General features: G+C 70.5%; 18 protein-coding genes and 1 pseudogene. 8 read left to right on the top strand and 11 right to left on the bottom strand.

Annotation, left to right across the window (positions count from 1 at the left end):
* Positions 1-475 (top strand): annotated as a pseudogene (locus QNJ12_RS14970) (vitamin B12-dependent ribonucleotide reductase); the annotation flags it as partial.
* Positions 476-615: 140 nt separating this feature from the next.
* Here QNJ12_RS14970 and QNJ12_RS14965 read toward each other — a convergent pair.
* A complete protein-coding gene (locus tag QNJ12_RS14965) occupies positions 616-2,073 on the bottom strand; it encodes a DUF4173 domain-containing protein (protein WP_300623699.1) in 1,458 nt (485 codons plus the stop codon).
* Between the two features lie 81 nt (positions 2,074-2,154).
* The gene (locus QNJ12_RS14960) at positions 2,155-3,747 is read right to left on the bottom strand and encodes a carboxylesterase family protein (protein WP_300623697.1); all 1,593 of its coding nucleotides are present in this window, start codon (positions 3,745-3,747) and stop codon (positions 2,155-2,157) included.
* Between the two features lie 100 nt (positions 3,748-3,847).
* Between QNJ12_RS14960 and QNJ12_RS14955 the strand changes: the two genes are divergently transcribed.
* Positions 3,848-5,476 (top strand): glycerol-3-phosphate dehydrogenase/oxidase, encoded by a 1,629-nt coding sequence (locus QNJ12_RS14955; RefSeq protein WP_300623695.1) that lies wholly within the window; start codon positions 3,848-3,850, stop codon positions 5,474-5,476.
* Here QNJ12_RS14955 and QNJ12_RS14950 read toward each other — a convergent pair whose 3' ends face one another.
* Positions 5,477-7,435, bottom strand: a complete 1,959-nt coding sequence (locus tag QNJ12_RS14950) for a M15 family metallopeptidase (RefSeq protein ID WP_300623693.1) — start codon at positions 7,433-7,435, stop codon at positions 5,477-5,479.
* Between the two features lie 412 nt (positions 7,436-7,847).
* On the opposite strand from QNJ12_RS14950, the gene QNJ12_RS14945 reads away from it, so the two are divergent.
* The 4 genes from QNJ12_RS14945 (at position 7,848) to QNJ12_RS14930 (ending at position 13,607) form a co-directional block, all read left to right on the top strand.
* Entirely contained in the window at positions 7,848-10,658 is a 2,811-nt protein-coding gene (locus QNJ12_RS14945) for an ATP-dependent DNA helicase UvrD2 (RefSeq protein WP_300623691.1), read from the top strand.
* 17 nt (positions 10,659-10,675) lie between these two features.
* Complete coding sequence (locus QNJ12_RS14940; protein ID WP_300623690.1) at positions 10,676-11,977, top strand: glycosyltransferase family 39 protein; 1,302 nt, start codon at positions 10,676-10,678, stop codon at positions 11,975-11,977.
* A 62-nt stretch (positions 11,978-12,039) separates the two neighbouring features.
* A complete protein-coding gene (locus tag QNJ12_RS14935; protein ID WP_300623689.1) occupies positions 12,040-12,681 on the top strand; it encodes a hemolysin III family protein in 642 nt (213 codons plus the stop codon).
* The gene (locus tag QNJ12_RS14930) at positions 12,678-13,607 is read left to right on the top strand and encodes a hypothetical protein (protein WP_300623687.1); all 930 of its coding nucleotides are present in this window, start codon (positions 12,678-12,680) and stop codon (positions 13,605-13,607) included. Before QNJ12_RS14935 ends, QNJ12_RS14930 begins: the two co-directional genes overlap by 4 nt.
* Here the strand turns inward: QNJ12_RS14930 and QNJ12_RS14925 are convergent.
* The 7 genes from QNJ12_RS14925 to QNJ12_RS14895 all read right to left on the bottom strand — a co-directional run bounded on the left by QNJ12_RS14925 (position 13,539) and on the right by QNJ12_RS14895 (position 19,342).
* Positions 13,539-13,976 carry a hydrogenase maturation protease gene (locus QNJ12_RS14925; RefSeq protein WP_300623685.1) on the bottom strand — a complete coding sequence of 146 codons (438 nt, stop codon included), beginning with the start codon at positions 13,974-13,976 and terminating at the stop codon, positions 13,539-13,541. The two genes, QNJ12_RS14930 and QNJ12_RS14925, sit on opposite strands and share 69 nt — an antisense overlap.
* Positions 13,977-13,978: 2 nt before the next feature.
* Positions 13,979-15,424: a Ni/Fe hydrogenase subunit alpha gene (locus tag QNJ12_RS14920; RefSeq protein ID WP_300623684.1), complete on the bottom strand. Its 1,446-nt coding sequence runs from the start codon at positions 15,422-15,424 to the stop codon at positions 13,979-13,981.
* Positions 15,425-15,435: 11 nt separating this feature from the next.
* Entirely contained in the window at positions 15,436-15,978 is a 543-nt protein-coding gene (locus QNJ12_RS14915) for a hypothetical protein (protein ID WP_300623683.1), read from the bottom strand.
* The gene (gene hoxU, locus QNJ12_RS14910) at positions 15,975-16,724 is read right to left on the bottom strand and encodes a bidirectional hydrogenase complex protein HoxU (RefSeq protein WP_300623682.1); all 750 of its coding nucleotides are present in this window, start codon (positions 16,722-16,724) and stop codon (positions 15,975-15,977) included. The genes QNJ12_RS14915 and hoxU overlap by 4 nt, the downstream gene beginning before the upstream one ends.
* Positions 16,717-18,366 carry a NuoF family protein gene (locus QNJ12_RS14905; protein ID WP_300623681.1) on the bottom strand — a complete coding sequence of 550 codons (1,650 nt, stop codon included), beginning with the start codon at positions 18,364-18,366 and terminating at the stop codon, positions 16,717-16,719. Before QNJ12_RS14905 ends, hoxU begins: the two co-directional genes overlap by 8 nt.
* Positions 18,366-18,884, bottom strand: coding sequence for a bidirectional hydrogenase complex protein HoxE (gene hoxE, locus QNJ12_RS14900; protein ID WP_300623680.1), 519 nt, complete (start codon positions 18,882-18,884; stop codon positions 18,366-18,368). The genes QNJ12_RS14905 and hoxE overlap by 1 nt, the downstream gene beginning before the upstream one ends.
* A gap of 146 nt (positions 18,885-19,030) precedes the next feature.
* Positions 19,031-19,342 carry a hypothetical protein gene (locus QNJ12_RS14895; RefSeq protein ID WP_300623679.1) on the bottom strand — a complete coding sequence of 104 codons (312 nt, stop codon included), beginning with the start codon at positions 19,340-19,342 and terminating at the stop codon, positions 19,031-19,033.
* On the opposite strand from QNJ12_RS14895, the gene QNJ12_RS14890 reads away from it, so the two are divergent.
* Positions 19,341-19,775, top strand: a complete 435-nt coding sequence (locus tag QNJ12_RS14890) for a nitroreductase family deazaflavin-dependent oxidoreductase (protein ID WP_300623678.1) — start codon at positions 19,341-19,343, stop codon at positions 19,773-19,775. The two genes, QNJ12_RS14895 and QNJ12_RS14890, sit on opposite strands and share 2 nt — an antisense overlap.
* A 44-nt stretch (positions 19,776-19,819) precedes the next feature.
* Positions 19,820-20,239, top strand: a complete 420-nt coding sequence (locus QNJ12_RS14885; protein ID WP_300623677.1) for a GNAT family N-acetyltransferase — start codon at positions 19,820-19,822, stop codon at positions 20,237-20,239.
* A 40-nt stretch (positions 20,240-20,279) separates the two neighbouring features.
* Here the strand turns inward: QNJ12_RS14885 and QNJ12_RS14880 are convergent.
* The coding region (locus QNJ12_RS14880) for a thiamine pyrophosphate-dependent enzyme (protein ID WP_300623676.1) at positions 20,280-21,005 on the bottom strand (726 nt) is incomplete at its 5' end.

Below are 21,005 nucleotides of genomic sequence, written 5' to 3'. Positions count from 1 at the left end.
CTACGTCGAGGCGTTCGTCAACATGAAGTTCGAGCCGGCCGGCATGACCGACGATCCCGACGTGCGCTTCGCGGCATCGCTGATGGACTACCTGTTCCGCCGCCTGGCGCTCGAATACTTGAGCTACGACGAGCGTGCCGAGCTCGGCATCTTCACGATCGCCGAGCGCACGCAGCCGACGCTGCCGGGTGTCGAGGAGATGGTGATCGAGACGTCGACCGGCAGCGAGATCGCCGCCGACCCGAAGAGCGTGCCGTCGGTCGACGAGCTGATGACGGGCCTCGAGTCCGGCGCGGTCGAGCCGACGGTCGAGGACAACACGCCCGCTCGCGGCATCACGGGCTCGGAGACGCCCGAGCCGGCGGCCGCCAAGCCGATCGACGCCCCGATGTGCATGCAGTGCGGCATCCACATGGTCCGCGCCGGCAGCTGCCACGCCTGCCCCAGCTGCGGCAGCACCAGCGGCTGCTCCTGATCGTGCTCCGCCGACCGGCCAAGCCGGCTCGGCTGCGCCTTCGAGCTCGTCGTCGCCGCAACGGCGCCGCGCGCCGCCGCTTCGACGCTCACCCGCCGGCGTGACGCGGGGGATCGCCGACCGGCTCGGGCCCTGCCTGGTCAGCAGACGTCGCGGGCTGCAGTCGCCGCGCGGCGGACGGACAGGTTCGCGTCGAGCCAGTCGGTCGATCGTGCGTCACGGCAGATGATGCGGCGGGCTCGTTCCTGCTCGGTGGGGTCGAGTCGATCGAAGCCCGCCACCACGGCGGGAACGGCGTCGTCGGACAGGCCGAGGAGATAGTCGACGTCGAACTCGTCACTCCCGATCGTCTCGGTGAGGTTGTGCTCGGCGACGATCCGCTCGGGGTTCGCAACGTTCATGGCGAACACGCCGGCGAGGGCGGTCGTTGCGACCACGGGCAGTAGCCAGTCTCCCCGCGGACGCATGACGGCAGCCAGGCCGAGGAGCAGCGCCAGACCGAGCCACGCCGCGAAGACGGTGGTGTAGAGCCTCAGCATCGTGAGGCCGAAGACGTCGGCGTACAGGTCCAGCTTGACGATCGCCGCCGCGACCATCACCAGCGTGCATGCCGTCGCGATGACGGCGACGAGACGGAGCGCGCGGGCGACCGGTCCGACCGCTGTTCGGACGACGGGACGCAGCATCGACAGCCACAGGAACGTGATCGTCCCCACGGCGATCAGTTGGAAGAAGCCGCTGCGTGCGTACTCGGCGAACGTGAGGCCGGTCCGGTCCCGCACGTAGCTCGCGCCGAGCAGCACCGACGAACACTGCACGGCGACGTAGACCATGTACACGGCGACGACGGGCACGCTCGCCACGAGGACGTGCGGCGCGGCGGCCACGCGCCGCGCTGGGATGGCGGGCCGTCGCTCGGCCGCCGCAGCGGCGCCGGCGCCGGCCACCACCATCGACATCGCGGCCACCGCCGCGACGAATCGAGGGAGCGAGTCGTCGGCGAGACCGTCGACGTCCAGGTACGAGGCGAACAGTGCATCACCGCTCGCCAGCAGGATCATCACTGCGAGCGCGACGACCAACCCGATCACGGCCGGTCCGAGCGACTGGCGGATCCTGCTGCGCCAGTCGGCAGGGATCTCGGCTTCGACGCCGAGTGCCGCCCGCCGCAGGGCATTGAGCGCGCCGGCGACCAGGCGCACGAGACGACGTCGATAGCCGGCGGCCGTATCGCCGAGGCCGCTCCCGTTGCGTGCCGACAGCGCCACGAGCACGAGCGCGACGGCCGCGATCACGTCCGGCACGGTCAGCCACGGGCTCGACCGGACGGCGAGCCACGGCACGAATGCGAGCACCCCGACGGCCATCAGCATGCGTCCGGGCCCGCGCAGGGTCGCAGCCCGCGTCAGGGCCGTCGCGACGACCAGGATGATCACGACCACTCCGAGGCTCGCCGTAGGGCGATCGAGCCCGATCAGGGCGGTCGCGAGGCCGGCCACGATCGTCGCTGCGGTCGCCCGCCGGACTCGCTCGCTGCGTGGTGCGGCGGGCGCCTCGGGTGCGTCGACGGTCGGTGCTGGCCAGGTGGTCGCGGGCATGGCCCGAGTCTGACACCGCGGAGCCGTCGTCGGGTCTCGGGCAGCTCGCTGGTCTCGTGGACCCCGAGGGCCCAGGCGTGCTCAGCCGAGCCGCGCCTCGCAACGGCCGTCGCGGATGGTGTCGACGAAGGTCAGGCCGCCGTCGATCTCCATCACGCCGCCGCCGCTCGCCCGGTCGTAGGGCTCCCAGCCGGGTGAGCCGGTGGTGGCGAACTCGACCCACGCCGCCTGGACGAGCTCGGACACGGTCTGATCGTCGCCCTCGAGCGACGGCTCGAGGATCGTCAGGCCCTCCGGGTGGCCGAACAGGTAGGCCAGTTCGGCCCCGTGCGTGGCGCCGAGGTCGAACGGTGTGCTTGGCGAGACGTACGAGAGGTAGTACACGTACGTGCCGGGTGCGGCGTCGGCGAACGCGATCGCCGAGCAGCCGAAGCTGAGATCGGTCGACAGCGCCCGGTACCGGGCGAGGTTGGTCTCGAACCCGTCCGGTGGGTAGAGCGCGACGATCGCCTCGGGATCGTCGACGAACCCGGCCGCGAGCTCGACGAGCTGGTCGTCGGTCGGTTCGTCGAGGCCGACCGTGAACAGCGTCGACTCGTCGGCGTTGAAGCCGGTCATGGTCGGGCGGTCGGGGAGCTCGCCGGCCCGCGCGAGCTCGAACGCGGTGCGGTCGAGGGTCGCCTTGTCGTTGATCAGCGTGGCGTTGAAGGGGATCGCCAGCAGATCCTCGGTCGGCAGGCCGCGCAGGCAGTCGAGGTCGGCACACGACACCGCAGCCAGCACCTCTGCCGTGGCGGCGTTCGCGTCGTCGAGCGACAGCAGCCGGTTGCACCCGCCGCCGCTCTGGATGATCGCCTGGTGGAAGATGCCGGGCTGCGGGGTGGCGAGGTGTGCGCAGACCGAGAAGCCGCCGGCGGACTCGCCGAAGATCGTGACCCGGCCGGGGTCGCCGCCGAACCCGGCGATGTTGTCCTGCACCCAGTCGAGCGCCTCGACCTGGTCGAGGAACCCCCAGTTGCCGTCGAGGAAGCCCAACGCGCCGAGCCGGTAGTTGACGTTGACCACGACCGTGCCGCGCGCCGCCAGCTGGTCGCCGATGTAGTACGGCTCGTGGGCCGAACCCGTGGTGAGACCGCCACCGTGGAACCACACCATCACCGGCAGGCCCTCGGCGCCGTCGGGCGCCCACACGCTGAGCGACAGGCAGTCGTCGTCCCAGTCGGGGGTGACGAGGAACTGGGCGGTGATGCCCTCCATGGTCTGCGGGCACGATGCCCCCGACTCGGAAGCGTCGAGCTCGTCGGGCCACGCCGAGCGGGTGACCGGTGGAGCGAACCGCAGGGGCCCGACCGGCGGTTCTGCGTACGGGATGTTCAGGAAGGCCCGCACGCCGTCGACCGCCGACGTGGTGCCGCGCACCGCACCCAGCTGCGTCGCCACCAGCAACGGGTCGGCGGGCAGGGTCGTGGTCGTCGTGGTGGGCGCCGGCACGGTGGTGGTCGGTGTCGGTTCTGACGTGGCGGTCGTGGTGGCGGCCGGCTCGGTCGCCGCCGTCGTCGGCTCGGTGGTCGCAGCCGTGGTCGTCGCGGTCCGGTCGTCGCTCGCGGTGTCGTCGTCCGAGCTGCACGCGGCAGCGAGGAGGACGGCGGCGGCGAGAACGGGCACGAGGCGCATCGGCCCATGTTGGCCGACGGCGATCGTGGGTGTGAATCCTGACGGTGTTTCCCGGCGTCCCGGTTGTGAGGGTGGGTGGTGCTCTGCGACGCTACGAGACATGACCCTCCGACAGGCGAACATCGACCGCATGCAGGACGGATTGTTCGACGTCCTCGTCGTCGGTGCCGGCATCAACGGCGCGGTCTCGGCCGCAGCGCTCGCCGGCCGGGGCGCGTCGGTCGCCCTCATCGACCGTGGCGACTTCGGTCACTTCACCAGCCAGGAGTCGTCCAACCTCGTGTGGGGCGGCTTCAAGTACCTCGAGAACTACGAGCTGCCGCTGGTGTTCGGGTTGTGTCGCTCGCGCAATCGGCTGATGAAGGCGTACCCCGACAACATCAAGGAGATCGGCTTCCTCGCCGCCCTCGACAAGACGGCGCCGTACCGGCCGTGGTTCGCCGCGCTCGGGGCCACCGGGTACTGGATGATCGGCCTGTTCGGCACGAAGCCGCCGAAGCTGTTCAACGCCGAGCGCATCAAGGCGCAGGAGCCGGCGATCGACACCGCGACGGTGCGTGGTGGCATCCAGTACCAGGACGCCTACCTGATCGACAACGACTCGCGCTTCGTGTTCTCGTTCGTCCGCTCGGCGATCGAGGCCGGCGCCGCGGTCTCGAACTACGTCGAGCTGGTCTCGGCCGAACGCGTCGACGGCAGATGGATCGCACGGCTCCGCGACGTCGACGGCGGCCGCGAGTTCACGACGTCGGCGCGCACCATCGTCAACGCGGCCGGGCCGTTCGTCGACGAGCTCAACGCCCAGTGGGACCTGCGCACCGACCACCGCATCGTCTACTCGAAGGGCATCCACCTGGTGGTGCCCCGCCTGACGACCAACACGCACGACCGGGTGCTGGCCTTCTTCGACGACACCCAGCGCCTGTTCTACGTGATCCCCATGGGCCGGCGCTCGGTCATCGGCACCACCGACACCCGGGTCGAGACGCCGTTCACCGCGGTCGACGACGACGACCGCACGTTCCTGCTCGAGCAGATCAACGCCCGCCTCGATCTCGACACGCCGCTCACCACCGGCGACATCATCGCCGAGCGGTCGGGGGTGCGTCCGCTCGTCGTGAAGAGCGACGGTGGCGACCAGCGCGACGTCGATTGGACCTCGCTCAGCCGCAAGCACGAGATCGAGCGCGACGACGACCGGGCGGTCGTCACGGTCTTCGGCGGCAAGCTGACCGACTGCCTCAACGTCGGCGAGGAGGTCGCGCACGAGATCGAGGAGCTCGGCGTGCCGCTCGAGAAGGACCTCGCCAACTGGTACGGCGAACCGGCGGCGGCCACCCGCAAGGAGTTCTATCGCCAGGCCAAGCTGATGAAGCTCGACTCGCTGCGCACCAAGCCCGACACCGAGCCGCTGACCGACCGGCTGTGGCGACGGTACGGGCGGCGGGCCTTCGACCTGCTCGAGGCGATCAGGGCCAACCCTGCGATGGGGGAGGACATCATGGGGTCGGCCGACTACCTCCGGGCCGAGCTCCACAACGCCGCCGAGCACGAGATGATCGTGACGCTCGACGACTTCATGCGGCGGCGCTCCAAGATCGACCTCGTCGTGCCCGACGAGGACATCCGCAACTCACCGGGCCTGCGCGAGGTCGCCGAGATCCTGTTCGGCGACGACGCCGACCGCCGACTCGACGAGTACTTCGACCGCCACGTCCCCGTCGGGTAGCTAACTCTCTCGGCTGTCGTGGAAGCGGGTGGGGGCGATCGGGGCCAGCCCGACGCCCTGCTCGGTGGTCAGTTCGGCCTGGACGTCGATGATGACGTGCGCCGAGGCGAGCGTGAAGATGCACATCTCGCCCTCGTCGAGCTCGACGAGCGCGAGGTTGGTGACGGTCTGGCCGGCGTCGTGGTTCAGGTTCGACGTCTGTGCCGACTCGCCCGTGTCGATGGCCTCGCAGGGCCCGACCGAGACGTAGCCCGGTGCGTCGGCGTCGGTGACGGTGATGCCGACCGCGGCGCCCGGTGCCTCGACGCCGAGATCCAGCCGGATGACCTGTCCGGCCTCGGGCCGATCCTCGCACCACTGTTCGGCGCACTCACGGGTGTCGAGGGCGCGTGTGGCCGGCCGGAGCGCCCAGCCGTAGCCCGCCTCGGCATCGAGCCGCCCGAGCTCGTCGACGATCACGTGTGACTGGGTGAGCGTGAAGACGCAGCTGCCGGCCGTGCCGCCCTCGATCAGGACGAGGTTCGCCCGCGGATCGGCATCGTTGACGTTGAGGTGCGAGAAGCCGGCGTCGGCGCCGACGCCGTCGCACTGTCCGGCCTGTGCGAAGCCCGGCCCGGCCGCCTCGACGATCGTCAGGTTGGCGATCCGGGAGCGGTCGTCGTCGACGGGCACCACGTGGCGGCCCCGTTCGGGCACCGGACCGTCGTTGCACTCCTGCAGCGGGTCACATGCCAGGTCCTCGCGGGTGTCGGTCAGCCGGGTCGGTGTGGTCGGGTCGAACCACAGCGGCTCGCCGTCGGCGCCGAGGTAGCCGACCACGTCGACGATGCTGTGCACGCTCGTCGATCGGTAGACGCAGAAGCGGCCCTCGTCCGTGATCGGGACCACCGCCATGGTGGCCACCGCATCGGTCGGCGCGAACGACAGCGCCGACGTGGTCCGGTCGGTCGGCTGCGGCCCACAGTCCTCGAGCGTCAGGAACCCGTACCAGTCGGCGTCGACGGCGGTCAGGTTGATCATCGCCGCGACGGCGCCGCTCGGTGGCTCGACGTCGACGGCCATCCGGGTCCGGGCGTCGGGCCGACCGGTGCGGTCACACTGTTCGTACTCGTCGCCGTCGTCGTCGATCATCGGCAGGCAGACGATCGACGGGTCGTTGGCGAGGTTGAACGCAGCGATCGCCCTGGCCTGCTCGACGGTGCCGCGGAACTCGAAGTGCGGCGGGTCGCGGAAGACGGAGTCGCGTTCGGTCGTGACCTGTTGGCAGCCCCGGCTCCATCCGTAGCCGCCCCAGTACAGGCCCCACTTCTCGGCGGTCTGGATGACCCAGCGCGGCAAGTCGGTCTGGATCGGGGTCTGGCACGCCGTCAGGCCGTCGACGCGGTCGTACCGGCGGATCGGGTTGGTGCCGGCGTTCATGTCGACGGCGAGTCCGTAGGCGTGCAGCGAGAGGTCGCTCGGGTCGCGTGTCGGGCAGTCCCACCCGCCGTTGCCGCTCGTGCACCGGAACGAGTAGCCGCTCGCGTCGCGGACGCGGTACCCCTTCGCATCGATCTCGTGGAGGAACCCCTCGAACAGCGCCTGCGCGGCGACGTGGGTCTCGAACGTGCCGGCCGGACGCCCGGCGACGGCTTCGGCGTTCTGGCCGATCCGTTGCGACTCCCAGTCGGCGAGCGCCGGCGACTCGTTGTAGCGATAGCCCGACCACTCCCAGCCGGGTCCGACGCCGGGTGCCGGAGGCGCACCCCAGCCCGTCTCCGACGGGTCGTTCCAGAACGCCAGCAGGCATCCGGCCACGTCACCGGAGTCGGCCTGTTCGACCGTGCACCGTGGTGGTGTCTCGGGGAGGAACCACGGCGTGTCGTCGAGCTCACGGGTGGCCGACACGTCGGCGGGCGCGTTGACGGCGATCACGCCGGTCGCCGCGATCACACCACCGAGCACCAGGTTTCGAAGCATCCGTTTCCTCGCCCCAACTCGTTCGTCACCGAATCGTAACGTAGACCGTCATGGAACCGTCATGTGAAGGACGTCCACCTACCTGTCGGCTCCCGGCCCGTCCGTCTTGAGTGCCGGATTCGTCAAGAACGCCCGCGCGGGCACCCCGTCTCCGCAGCACCCCGTCGCTAGGGTCGACCGGGTGATCGCCTGCGTGTACTGCGGTGGGGAGCACGAGCGCCCTGTGGACGTCCGCCGGTGCTGGTCCGAGCGTCACGGCGCCGAACAGCGCGCCGAACAGGGCGCCGAACAGGCAGCCCCGGTGGCCGAGGCGCCGTCCACCGTCTCCCTGGGCGAGGAGCCTGCCCCGGCGCACCGTCGCACAGCCGCGCCGCCGGCTCGAGCCGCTGCGTCGCTGCGCCGCGGTCCATCCGTGCTGGGCCGCAACGTGGTCGTCGCGCCGGGTGCCGCTGCCCCCGACGCGTGGGACGGCTGCGATCGGGTGACGATCGACGCCGCCACGCTCGCCGAGCCCACGCCGACGCTCGACGTGCTCCGTACTGCTGCCCACGCGGCGATGTCGCTCGTCATCGAGCTGGCGGTCGACATCGGCCGACCACCCGCCTCGACCGACACACGGCCGATCCACGAGGTCGGCGTGGGGTTCGCGTTCGACCTCGACGAGCTGCACCATCTCGTCTGGTCGAACTCGATCGACGCGCGTGGCCACGCGGCGTGGGCGCTCGTCGACCGCGCCGTCGCGCTCGGCGCCTCCGTCGACGTCGGTGACGGCCCCGGTGACGTCGTCGTCGACGGCGTCGGCCCGGTCTGGCTCGCCGGCGGGCCGTTGCGCCATCACCAGCCGATCGACGGTGTGCCCGTCGTGGCGGCGGTCCAGGTCGAGCACGGCCGGCTCGCGACGGCGCTCGACAACACCACCGGCTCGGCGCTCGCGGACGACCAGCTCGCTGCGGTCACGCACGCCGGGGCGGCCGCACGCATCATCGCACCGGCCGGGTCGGGCAAGACGCGGGTGCTCACCGAACGTGCGCGGCACCTCCTGACGGCGTGGCGTCTGCCCGCCGGCGCCGTCAGCCTGGTGGCGTTCAACAAACGCGCGCAGGAGGAGATGCGCGAGCGCACCGCCGACCTCCCCGGCCTGCAGGTCCGCACGCTCAACTCGATCGCGCTGGCCATCGTCAACGGCACGTCGCCGTTCGGCGAGCAGCCGCGCCGGTGGCGCACGATCGACGAGCCCGACGTGCGACGTGTGCTCCAGCGATTCGTCACCGTGCCACGCCGACGGAACGTCGATCCGATCGCCCCCTGGATCGACGCGCTGAGCCTCGTCAGGCTCGGCCTCGTCGACCCCGTCGAGGTCGAGGCCCGCTACGGCGGCGACGTCGACGGGCTGCCCGACGTGTACCCCCACTATCTCGACGCGCTCGAGCGCGAGGGCATGGTCGACTTCGACGGTCAGATCCACCGAGCCCTGCACGTGCTGCTCACCCAGCCGGCTGCACGCGCGGCGGCCCAGCGCGTCTGCCGCGTCCTGCTCGTCGACGAGTTCCAGGACCTGACACCGGCCCACCTGCTGATGATCCGGCTGCTGGCGGCGCCCGGCGGCGCGGTGTTCGGCGTCGGCGACGATGACCAGACGATCTACGGCTACAACGGCGCCGACCCCGGCTGGCTGATCGACTTCGATCGATGGTTCCCGGGCGCCGGCGACCACCCGCTCGAGGTCAACTACCGGTGCCCGGCCGGTGTCGTCGAGGTGGCCGACCGGCTACTGCGTCACAACCGCCGGCGGGTCGACAAGACCATTCGGGCCGCCTCGCCCCAGGCCGGCGGGTGGTCGGCCTCGTCGTCGGACGACCCGGTGGCGCAGTCGGTCGATGCCGTGGCCGGCGCGCTGGCGCGTGGTGCCCGTCCCGCCGACGTCGCCGTGCTGACCCGAGTGAACGCCACCATCGCACCGGTGCAGGTGGCGCTGAGCGTCGCCGGCGTTCCGATCGCCGGCGGCGTCGGCACCGAGTTCGTCGAACGAACGGCCATCCGCGCGGCGCTGGCGTGGGTGCGCCTCGCATCCGGCCGCCCCTTCGCGCCGGACGATCTGCGCGAGGCGCTGCGTCGTCCGTCGAGGTCGCTCCACCCCCGGATCGCCGATTGGGTCGGCGAGCAACGCGACACCGAGGCGCTGCTCCGGCTCGCCGACCGCCTGACCAACGAACGCGATGCCGACCGGGTGCGAGAGTTCGCCGGCGACATCGCCCGCCTCCAGGCCATGCTCACCGCCGGAGCCACCACCGCACGCCTGCTCGACGTGCTCGTCGACGAGGTCGGCCTCGGCGGCGCCGTCGCCACGCTCGATCACAGCCGCCGGGGGATGAACCGCTCGGCGCAGGGCGACGACCTCCTGGCACTCCGCCAGCTGGCACGGCAACACGACGAACGAACCGGCTTCGAACGCTGGCTGCGCGAGCACCTCTCGGTCGGCCGCGACCCGGCAGGCGTCTCGCTCGCCACGGTCCACCGCGTGAAGGGCCAGGAATGGCCGCACGTGGTGGTCCACCTCGCCGACCGCGAGCAGTACCCCCATCGGCTCTCCGACGACGTCGAGGAGGAACGACGGCTGTTCCACGTCGCGATCACACGTGCGTCCACGTCCGTGACCGTCGTGAGCGGCCACGAGCCGAGCCCGTTCGTCGCCGAGCTCGTCACCGAGCCGCCCGAGCACCCGCCCGAACCCGTGCGACCCGCACCGCCCCTCCGCGCCGCATCCGCGCGGCGCCAGGCAGCGGCGTCAGACCACCCGCTCCTCGACCGCGAGCGGGTGATGGCGGTGCCGGGGCTGGTGCTCGTCGATCAGGGTCAGGAGTGGCGGATCACCGAGCTCGAGCCCGAGGCCGCCGTGGCCGAGCACGGCGACGCGCAGCGACGGTTCGCGATCGGCGAGAAGGTCGTCACATCGGGCCGCCAGCGCGGCCGACTCGGCCCACGACCGGGGGAGGTCGACGAGGCGAGTGCGGTCGTGTTCGACCGGCTGCGGAGCTTCCGCGATCGCGCCCGCGACGGCAAGCCGGCCTACACGGTGTTCGACGACAAGACCCTCGCCGCCATCGCCACCGCGCTCCCGGCCGACCTCGACGAGCTGGCGAGGGTCAAGGGTGTCGGCCCCGCCAAGCTCGAGCAGTACGGCGACGACGTGCTCGCGCTGGTGGCGACTGCGATCCGAGCCTGACGATCTACACTGCCGGCGTGGCCGCCAGGAGTCGCACTGTTCCTGCGTGGCTCGCGTCCATGCTGGCGTGGCGATGGTTCCCGCACGCCGCGCTGTTCTCCCTGGCGCTCGTGCTCCGTGTCTGCTGGGTGCTGTGGGTCGAGCGAACGGGCTTCCCGTTCACCGACGCGCTCTTCTATCACGGCCACGGCGAGTCGATCAGCCGCGGCGACGGCTTCGAGGCACTCGGCGTCGAAGGCCCCTCGGCACGATGGCCTCCCGCCTACAGCGTGGTGCTCGGCGGTCTCTACTGGCTGTTCGGTGTCGATCCGCTCGTCGGCGAGCTCTTCAACGCGCTCACCGGGGCGGTCACCGTCGTGCTCTTGATGCTGTTGGTCGAGCGCACGCTCGACCGACGCACCGCGATCGTCGCCGGCACCATCCTCACGGTGATGCCCGGTCCGATCCTCTGGACCGACGTGCTCGTCACCGAGACGCTCTTCACCGCGGTGTTCGTCGGGTTCTTCCTCGTGCTCGCGTTCGCCCGCCCCACGTGGGGCTGGATGGCGGCGATCGGTGCCGTCATGGGACTCGGTGCATTGGTCCGCGGCGAAGCGCTCACGTGGGGGCTGCTCCCGATCGTGTTGTTCTGGCGCGACTTCTCCCGCGTCGACCTGCTGAAACGGATCTCGGTCGTCGCCGCCGCGGCCGTGGTGGTGATGTCGCCGTGGACCATCCGCAACGCGATCGTGATGGACGCGTTCGTACCGGTGGCCACCAACGCGAGCCAGACGCTCTGGAGCGGTCACAACGATGCGGCGACCGGGGGCCAGGTCTACCCGCCGCCCGAGTACTTCGACCGGTTCGGTCCCGAGGCGCCCGAGTGGGAACTCGAGTCGGTCGCGGCGCTCCGCAACGACGCCTTCGAGTTCATGATCGAGAATCCGGTCCGCGAGCTCGAACTGATCCCGTTGAAGATCATCCACCTCAACCGCGGCGACTCGTACGCGCTCGATTGGGTCAACAACGACCCCGACGTCCCGCCGATCTCGGCGATCAACGTCGAGCGGATCGGGGTGATCGCCGATGCGGCGTACTTCGCGCTGCTCACCCTCACGCTGCTCGGGGTCGTCACCCTCGGGCGCCCGTTCTGGCGGCAACCGATCGGGCGTCTCGTCGCCACGTCGTTCCTGACGGCGCTGTTCCTCTACGGCTTCCTCTACTACGGCAACTACCGGTACCGGCTGCCGTACGAGCCCTTCATGATCGTCGTCGCATCATCCGTGCTGGTGGGCGTCTGGTCGAGGCGGCCGGGCGCCGACCCCGCCGCCGGCTCCTGACCGCACGCGAATCTCGGGTTTCCGCGGGCGCCGGGTGTCCTCGGGGCGGTACGGTCAACCCCATGGACGCCTCGATGCTCGCCAAGCCGGTGTGGCGGGGTGTGCTGCACAGCTGGGCGTTCGTGGCGGCGATCCCGGCGGGCGTCCTGCTCATCATCTTCGCCACGGGGGCGTCGGGGACGACCGCGGCGTCGATCTACATCGGCACGCTGCTCGCGGTGTTCGGCACGTCGGCCGCCTACCACCGGCTCGCTCGGTCCGAACGGACCCGCCGGGTGATGCAGCGGCTCGATCACTCGATGATCTACCTCCTGATCGCCGGCACCTACGTCCCGATCTGCCTGGTCGCCCTGCCGCTGGCCTGGGGCATCCCACTGCTGGCCGTGGTCGGCGGTCTCGGCGTGCTCGGCATGGTCATCAAGCTGGTCCACATCCAGCGACTGCAGTGGTTGGCCTACGCGCTCTACCCCATCACCGGATGGGCGGCGCTCGTCGCCACGCCGGTCCTGGCGTCGCATCTCAGCCCGCTCCAGCTCGCCCTGATCGTGGCCGGCGGAGTTGCCTACACGGTCGGGTTCCCCGTGCTCCTGCTGCGCCGACCCGACCCCTGGCCGAGGGTGTTCGGCTATCACGAGGTGTGGCACGGCTTCACCGTGCTGGCGGCGATGCTCCACTTCGGCGCCGTGGCGCTCGTCGTGGTGTGACGCTGTTCGACGTCTACGTCGTCGTCGACTGGAGCGCCAGCTCGAGACCGGTCACCGGTGAGAACTCGATCTGGATCGCCACGGCCCACCGTGAGAACGACGACGAGGCAGCAACCGACAATCCGCCGACGCGGGCCGTCGCCGAGCGCGGCGTTCGAGCGGTGCTCGACGAGCACGCAGGCAGCCGCGTCCTCCTGGCGATCGATGCGACGCTCGGGCTCCCCGCCGGGTCAGCGACCCTGCTGGGTTGGGACGGTCCGCCGTGGAGCGCGGCGTGGCGTGAGATCGCCGATCTCGTCACCGACGACGAACGCAACGGCAACAACAGGTTCGAGGTCGCGGCCCGGCTCAACCGTCGTGTCGTCGGCGAGGGCCCGTTCTGGGGATGCCCGCCGGCGCAGGCCGGTGAGTGCCTGAGCCCGACGAAGCCGGTGTCCTTCCCGGTTGCCGAGTTCCGGACGACCGAACGTGAGCTCCGCAGGTGCGGGTGGCACCCGAAGTCCGTCTGGCAGTTGCTGGGAGCCGGCAGCGTCGGTGGCCAGACCCTCACCGTGCTGCCGATGCTCGAGCGGCTTCGGGCCGATCTCGGCGACCGAGTCGAGGTGTGGCCGTTCACGACGGGGCTGGCGCCTCCCGCCACGGCGGGCGGGTCGGTGGTGATCGCCGAGGTGTGGCCGACGCTCTTCGGTGCCGGAGACGGCGAGGCCGGGCCGGTCAAGGACGCGCGGCAGGTGTCCGCCACGGCTGCGACGCTGCGTCGCGCCGACCGACGAGGTGCGCTCGCCGGCTGGTTCGCCCCGACCTGCGTCGACCCCTCGGTCGTCGTCGCCGAAGAGGGTTGGGTGCTGTCGCCGGTCTCAGCGGGCCTCGACCAGTGCCCGGATGATCTCGACGGCCTCGGCGACGCCGCTCACCGCCCGCGGTGAGAGGCCGAGGCCGACGCCGAGGTCGGTGACCGGCACCGACACGACGTGGGCGCGTTCCGGCGGCTTGCCGATCGTCGAGGTGAGGCTCATCAGGCCCCACGGCGTCGAGTGATGGCTCGTCGCCCCGGGGTCGACGGGCTCGGGCACGATCGGCGTGAGCGTGGTCGTGTCGACGTCGACACTGGCGTCGACGAAGACCACGTGATGGGCGCCTGCGATGTCGAGCGTGAGCTCGGGGGTCAGCTGGGTCACCGACAGGACGCTGACACCGGGCAGCCGGAGGGCGCGGACGCGCTCGGCGACGACCCGGCCGGCGCGATCATCGGATCGAAGATCGTTGCCGCACCCGATGACCAGTGTCGACGGCATGATCATCCTCGACGCCTCTCGGCGACCGTCGTCCCGCGGTGATCGACGAGGGCGACCGCCAGCGGCATCTGCCCGAGCGCGTGCGTCGAGCAGCTGAGGCACGGGTCGTAGGCCCGGATGCCGGCCTCGACCCGATTGAGCACGGGCTCGGGGATGTCGCGCCCGTCGATCCACTCCCGAGCGATCTGCAGGACGGTCTCGTTCATCCCCAGGTTGTTCTGCCCGGTGGCGATGATCATGTTCACGTCCTCGAGCAGCCCGTGCTCGTCGACGTGGTACTCGTGGAACAGCGTGCCCCGGGGCGCCTCGGATGCGCCCACGGCCCGGCGGTGGTTGATGCCGGCGGTGGCCCGGACCATCGGGTCGAGCAGCCGCTCGTCGGTGAGGAAGCCGCGCATCTGCTCGGTGCAGGCGAGGATCTCGATCAACCGTGCGTAGTGGTAGAAGAACGACGAGTTGGCGACGCCGCCGGCGAGCTCGCGGTACGCGGTGAGCGCTTCGTCGGCCAGCGGCGAGCCCATCGTGGTGCACACGTTGAGGCGTGCCAGCGGACCGACGCGGTAGATCCCGCGCTCGACCGGACCGTCGTCGCCGACCAGCGGCTTGAAGTAGGGCGACTTGAGGTACGAGTCGTGACGGGCGGCCTCGCCGATGTACTCGCGGTAGTCCGCCGGTTCGATGTCGTCGGCGACCACCTCGCCGTCGGCGCCGACGAACCGGAGGTGGCCGTCGTAGGTCTCCCACACGCCGTCGGCGTTGGCGAGCCCGAGGTGCAGGCTGGGGAACGATCCGAACGCACGGACCTCACGCTCGAAGCGGTCGAGCATCCCGATGAAGAGCTCGAGCGTCTGCTCGGCGGTCTGCTGCGCCTCGTCGAGCGCGGCGAGCAGGCGGTCGCGGGTGTCGGTCGTCATCGGGTGGGCGATGCCGCCAGGCACGATGCCGGGCGAGTGCACCTTCCGGCCGGCGATCGCCTCGATCACCGACTGGCCGAAGCTCCGCAGCCGGATGCCGCGCCGGGCGAGCTCGGGCTCGGCGCCGATCAGTCCGAACACGTTGCGCGCCGCTGGGTCGGCGTCCCAACCCAGCAGGAAGTCGGGCGAGCTGAGGTGGAAGAAGCTGAGCGCGTGGCTCTGGATGATCTGGCCGAGGTTGGCGACGCGGCGCAGCATCGCGCCCGGTGTCGGGATCCGGACGCCCATCACGGCGTCGCCGGCCTTCGCCGACGCCAGCAGATGGCTGACCGGACAGATCCCGCATGTTCGGGCGGTGAGGCTGGGCATCTCCCACACCGGGCGGCCCCGGCAGAAGGCCTCGAACCCGCGGAACTCGGTCACGTGGAACCGGGCCGAGTCGACCTGGCCGTCCTCGTCGAGCCCGATCGTGATCTTGGCGTGGCCCTCGATCCGGGTCACCGGGTCGATCATCACGGTCTCGCGCGTCGCCATCTCGTCTCCTCTCACCCGAACCGGATCGCCTCGCCCCGATTGGGTGGCAGAGAGCCTTCGAGCAACGCCTCGATCGCGGCCCGGATCCGGTCGGCCGGCGGGGGACACCCCGGCAGGTAGGCGTCGACGGGGATGACCTTGTGGAGCGGCCGCACCTGCGGCAGCAACGGCGGCACGATGCCGTCGGCAGCCGGGACCTGGGCGTCTCGCTCGGGGGCCTCGACGTAGATCCGCTCGAGGATCGCGAGCGGATCGCCGAGCGGGTTGCGCATCGCGGTGACGTTGCCGGAGACGGCGCAGTCGCCGAACGAGATGACGAGCCGCGAGTTCGCTCGGACCTGCCGTGCGAGCTCCTCGTTGTCCTCGTTGGCGACGGCCCCTTCGACGAGCGTGACGTCGACGTCGCCCGGGAACGCCTTCACGTCGGCGATCGGGCTGTACACGACGTCGGCCGCCGCGGCGAGGTCGAACAGCCACTCGTCCATGTCGAGGAACGACATGTGGCAGCCCGAGCATCCGCCGAGCCACACGGTGGCGAGTCGGGGACGGCTCATCGGCGCCCGCTCTCGTCGGGTGCGTTCCACTCGCCGTGCTGCCGAGCGGCCGCGAGGCGGGCGATCATGTCGGGGTCGTGCTGCATCTCGCCGACGGCAGTGCCCTGGTAGGCGAGCGAGCCGGTCGGGCAGACGGCGACGCACTTGCCGCACCACGTGCACGACGTGCTCTCACCCCAGGGCCTGTTGAGCTCGGTGACCAGCTCGGCCTGCTCGCCGCGGGCGCCGATGTCCCAGACGTGGGCACCCTCGATCTCGTCGCAGACCCGGACGCAGCGCGTGCACAGGATGCACCGGTTCGGGTCGAACGTGTACTTCGGGTGGCTGGCGTCGATCTGCCGCGCCGGCGACTGCAGGTCGTAACGAACGTGGTCCATGCCGCAGCGGACCGCCATGTCCTGCAGCTCGCAGTTGCCGTTCGAGACGCAGACGGCGCAGACGTGGTTGCCCTCGGCGAACAGCAGCTCGAGGATCGACTTGCGATACGCGCGCAACCGCGGGGTCTCCGTCTTCACCTCCATGTCGGCGACGACCGCCGTGGCGCACGCCGGACGGAGGCGCAGGTCCTCCGCGACCTCGACGACGCAGAGCCGGCACCCGCCCCAGACCGACAGGCCCTCGAGGAAGCACAACGACGGGATGTCGACGCTGTTGCGGCGTGCGCACTGGAGGATCGACTCGTCGGCGTAGGCCTCGACCTCCACACCGTCGAAGCTGACCGTGACCGTCGGCCGGCGGTCAGGCATCGCTCGACTCCGTGGCCTGCGGCTCGGACGGGTGTCGGTCGAGCAGGTCGTCGTACTCGTGGCGGAAGTAGTGGATCGTGCTGAGCACCGGGTTCGGCGCCGCCTGGCCGAGCCCGCAGAGGCTCGTGTCGCGGACGACAGCACACAGGTGCTCGAGATCGCGCAGGTCCTGCTTGGTGCCGCGTCCGTCGGTCATCCGCTGGAGCAGGTTGTGCATCTGCACCGTGCCGGCGCGGCACGGCGTGCACTTGCCACAGCTCTCGTCCATCGAGAACTCCATGAAGAAGCGGGCGACATCCGGCATCCGCTGCTCGTCGTTCATGACGATCAGCCCGCCCGACCCCATGATCGAACCGAGCTCGCGGAGGCTGTCGTAGTCGACCGGTGTGTCGAGGAACTCGGCCGGGATGCACCCGCCCGAGGGTCCGCCGGTCTGCGCCGCCTTGAACGTGCCACCGTCCGCGATGCCACCGCCGATGTCCTCGACGATCTCCCGCAGTGTCGTTCCCATCGGCACCTCGATCAGGCCGGTGTTGACGATGTCGCCGGCGAGTGCGAAGACCTTCGTGCCGGTGCTCTGCTCGGTCCCGAGCGAGGCGAACCACTCGCCGCCGCGACCGACGATCGGTGCGATGTTGGCGAGCGTCTCGACGTTGTTGATCATCGTCGGGTGGCCCCACAGGCCGTGCTCGGTGGGATACGGCGGTCGGAGCCGTGGCGTGCCGCGCCGCCCCTCGATCGAGGCCAGCAACGCGGTCTCCTCGCCGCAGACGAAGGCCCCGGCACCGATGCGCACCTCGACGGTCAGGTCGAAGTCGGTGTCGAGGATGCGGCGGCCGAGGAGTCGGTTCCGGCGGGCGACCCGGATCGCACGGTCGAGGCGCTCGACGGCGCGTGGGTACTCGGCCCGCACGTAGATGTACGCATGGTCGGCTCCGGTGGCGTACGCGGCGAGCGCGATCCCCTCGATGAGCCGATGTGGATCGTCCTCCATGATCGTGCGGTCCATGTACGCGCCAGGGTCGCCCTCGTCGCCGTTGGCGACGACGTACTTGGTGTCACCGGGTGCGGCAGCGAGGAGCGACCACTTGCTGGCGGTCGGATAGCCGGCGCCGCCGCGGCCCCGGATGCGCGAGAGCCGGACCTGTTCGACGACGTCCTCGGGCGTCATCGTGGTGAGTGCCTTCTCGAGCGCGGCGTAACCGCCGTGTGCGACGTACGACTCGATCCGGTCGGGGTCGATCACGCCACCGTTGGTCAGCACCACGCGCTCCTGGCGGGTGAAGAACGGCATCGTGGTGTCGAGCAGGTGCTCGGGCATCGTCTCGTTGCGTTCGACGTGGCTCCGGACGATCTCGACGGCGGTCTCGGGGGTGACGCGCTGGTAGTCGTGCTCGCCGCCGCCCCGGCGCATCATGCGCATGAGCGGGCCGGCGCTGCACAAGCCCATACAGCCCGTGGGGATCACCGTGACGTCGAGAGGGAGCTCGTCGTCGGCGAGAGCCTGCATGGCCTTGAGTGCAGCGCCGGCCCCGGCGGACGCGCAGGCGGTGCTGTTGCACGCCTTGACCCGCCACGGCGTGCGGAACCGCTCTTCGCGTTCGCGTTCGGCGACCTCGTGGAGGTCGATCGGTGTGGCCATCAGCCGGCGCCCTCGGTGTCGAGTGCCAGGGCGACTCCCTCGAGCGTCGATTCAGCGGTCTGGTGGCCGAGCACCTCGCCGTCGAGGACCACGACCGGGGCCAATCCGCACGAGCCGAGGCAACGTGCGGTCTTCAGGGTGAGACGGCCATCCGCCGACGTCTGGCCCGACGGGACGTCGTGGGCACTCGAGACGCCGGCGACGATCTCGTCGGCGCCCTTGACGAAGCACGCCGTACCCGTGCACACGGTGCAGGAGTGGTCGCCGGGCGGGTCGAACGTGAACAGCTGGTAGAACGTGGCGACGCCGTAGACCATGCTCGGCGGGAGCCGCAGCGCCCGAGCGACGTACATCAGCACGTCCTCGGAGAGGAACCCGAACACGTCCTGGGCGACGTGCAGCGTCTCGATCAGCTGGTCCTGGGCGTAGCGGCCGCGCTTGAGGTGCTTGTCGACCAGCTCGAAGCGGTCGTCGCCCGAGGGGTGGCTCGCTTCCGTTCGTGGTGCTGTGTCCGTCATGTGCCCTCGCTGGCTCGCCCGTTGCCCCATCCTGCGCGATGGGTCGGAGCCGTCCATAGGGGACAAGGGCCCGACTCCCCGGGGCCAGGCGACGGTCGGGCGTCACCGGCGGCGCGGCCCGGCCGGCACGTTCCTGTGGGGCCCCGCTAGCGGCCGCTCGCACCGGCTCGCGACCGTCGACGTTCCTGCGCGCGCAGCCACTTGTTCTGGCGGCGGCGACAGGCCTTCCGGCAGTACCGCTGGTTCGCCGTGCGTCGCTCGAAGAGCTCGGCGCACCGCCAGTAGGCACACACCGCCAGCCGGTCGGTATCGAGGTCGGAGTCGTCGTCGAGGTGTTCGATCTCTCCAGTCAAGCGCTCGTCGACCGACGTGGTGGCGATGGTGCACGACCGGTCCGGCGTGCGGAAGTGACCATCGGCCGTGGAACCGACGGCTGCAGCGGCGGATGATGGGCGCATGAATCGAGTGCAACGTCTGTTCTTCCGAGCGCCGATCGGGCTCTACCGGATCGGGTTCGGCGGTCTGCTGGGCGGCCGGTTCCTCCTGCTCGAACACACGGGCAGGAAGAGCGGGCTGCAGCGTCGCACCGTGCTCGAAGTACTCGAGTCGGGCGACGACGGGCCCGTCATCGCGAGTGGCTTCGGTGAGGGGTCGCAGTGGTGCCGCAACGTGATGGCGACGCCCGATGTGTGGATCACGCGGGGCCGGACGCGCACGCAGGCGAAGGCCGACCGGCTCGGCCACGACGACGCGGTCGAGGTGTTCGAGCGGTACCGCCGAGATCACGCGCGGGCCGCGAAGGTGCTCGGCAAGCGAATCGGAGTCTCGCTCGTCGACGACCTCGAGACCGCGGCCGAGCGGCTGCCGCTGTTCCGCCTGAGGCCGGCCTGAACCCGTCCGCGCCGGGTTGTCGGTGCGGCTACGTTTCGGAGCGCATGGAGTCTCCGGAGCCGCACATCGACTGGCGAGGTGCGTTCACCAACGCCGAGGTCAACCGCCTTCACGCCGACGCGTTCGACACGGGCGTCTTCGCCGACGACGAGTGGGACTGGGTCTCACAGACCGAGCAGCACAGCCTCGGGTGGGTGACGGCTCGTCTCGGCGACGACACCCTCGCAGGTTTCGTCAACGTCGTGACCGACGGCTTCGTCCATGCCTGGCTGCAGGACCTGATGGTCGACCCCCGTCATCAACGGTCGGGGATCGGCGTCGCACTCGTCGGGGAGGTCCGGACGCGTACGCAGGCCGCCGGCTGCGAGTGGCTGCACGTCGACTTCGACGAGCACCTCCGGCCCTTCTACTTCGGCGCTTGCGGGTTCGAGCCCACCACGGCCGGCCTCATCGACCTGACTTGAGTCGCGAGATGTGTCAGGCACATCTCGCGACATCTCGCGACTACTCGTCGACGACCCAGGTGCCGTTGCTGCGGAGCAGGGCGTCGAGATCGCCAGGGCCCTTGCTCTCGGAGGCCTCGGCGAGCTGTGCGCTGACCGCCGAGGTGTACTCCTGGCGTTGCACGTCGCGGAAGATGCCGAACGGCGTCGGGGAGTGGTCGTCGGTGTTGAGCCGCGCGAGCGCTGCAGCGAGCGACGGGAACCGGTTGTGCGCGTCGTGCACGAGGATCCGGTCCGCACCGACGTCGGCGATCTCGACGAGGCGCAGATAGCCGTCGCCGCCCATCATCACGCCGCGCTGACGGTCGGCGCCGAAGATGATCGGCTCGCCGTGCACGAGGTCGATCATCATCTCGTCGCGGACGGTGCGCTTGGTGACGTCGTTGAACTGGCCGTCGTTGAACACGTTGCAGTTCTGGTAGATCTCGACGAACGATGCGCCCTGGTGGTCGTGGGCGGCGCGGAAGATCTCCATCATGTGCTTGCGGTCGAGGTCGTGGGTGCGGGCCACGAAGCTCGCCTCGGCGCCGAGGGCCACCGACAGCGGGTTGAACGGCGGGTCGATCGACCCGAACGGTGTCGACTTGGTGACCTTCCCGAGCTCGGACGTCGGTGAGAACTGGCCCTTCGTCAGCCCGTAGATGCGGTTGTTGAACAGCAGGATCTTGAGGTTGACGTTGCGGCGCAGCGCGTGGATCAGGTGGTTGCCACCGATCGACAGGCCGTC

Source organism: Ilumatobacter sp., from assembly GCF_030065885.1.
In the GTDB taxonomy this organism is placed as follows: Bacteria; Actinomycetota; Acidimicrobiia; order Acidimicrobiales; family Ilumatobacteraceae; genus Ilumatobacter.
This window is presented reverse-complemented; position numbering and strand designations above follow the sequence as displayed.

What these genes read in the sequence shown, in the direction of transcription:
- QNJ12_RS14925 (WP_300623685.1), bottom strand. Translation starts at nt 13,976, where the DNA reads ATGCCGTCGACACTGGTCATCGGGTGCGGCAACGATCTTCGATCCGAT.
- hoxU (WP_300623682.1), bottom strand. Translation starts at nt 16,724, where the DNA reads ATGCCTGACCGCCGGCCGACGGTCACGGTCAGCTTCGACGGTGTGGAG.
- QNJ12_RS14955 (WP_300623695.1), top strand. Translation starts at nt 3,848, where the DNA reads ATGACCCTCCGACAGGCGAACATCGACCGCATGCAGGACGGATTGTTC.
- QNJ12_RS14885 (WP_300623677.1), top strand. Translation starts at nt 19,820, where the DNA reads ATGGAGTCTCCGGAGCCGCACATCGACTGGCGAGGTGCGTTCACCAAC.
- QNJ12_RS14965 (WP_300623699.1), bottom strand. Translation starts at nt 2,073, where the DNA reads ATGCCCGCGACCACCTGGCCAGCACCGACCGTCGACGCACCCGAGGCG.
- QNJ12_RS14915 (WP_300623683.1), bottom strand. Translation starts at nt 15,978, where the DNA reads ATGAGCCGTCCCCGACTCGCCACCGTGTGGCTCGGCGGATGCTCGGGC.
- QNJ12_RS14935 (WP_300623689.1), top strand. Translation starts at nt 12,040, where the DNA reads ATGGACGCCTCGATGCTCGCCAAGCCGGTGTGGCGGGGTGTGCTGCAC.
- hoxE (WP_300623680.1), bottom strand. Translation starts at nt 18,884, where the DNA reads ATGACGGACACAGCACCACGAACGGAAGCGAGCCACCCCTCGGGCGAC.
- QNJ12_RS14960 (WP_300623697.1), bottom strand. Translation starts at nt 3,747, where the DNA reads ATGCGCCTCGTGCCCGTTCTCGCCGCCGCCGTCCTCCTCGCTGCCGCG.
- QNJ12_RS14890 (WP_300623678.1), top strand. Translation starts at nt 19,341, where the DNA reads ATGAATCGAGTGCAACGTCTGTTCTTCCGAGCGCCGATCGGGCTCTAC.
- QNJ12_RS14895 (WP_300623679.1), bottom strand. Translation starts at nt 19,342, where the DNA reads ATGCGCCCATCATCCGCCGCTGCAGCCGTCGGTTCCACGGCCGATGGT.
- QNJ12_RS14950 (WP_300623693.1), bottom strand. Translation starts at nt 7,435, where the DNA reads ATGCTTCGAAACCTGGTGCTCGGTGGTGTGATCGCGGCGACCGGCGTG.
- QNJ12_RS14920 (WP_300623684.1), bottom strand. Translation starts at nt 15,424, where the DNA reads ATGGCGACGCGCGAGACCGTGATGATCGACCCGGTGACCCGGATCGAG.
- QNJ12_RS14905 (WP_300623681.1), bottom strand. Translation starts at nt 18,366, where the DNA reads ATGGCCACACCGATCGACCTCCACGAGGTCGCCGAACGCGAACGCGAA.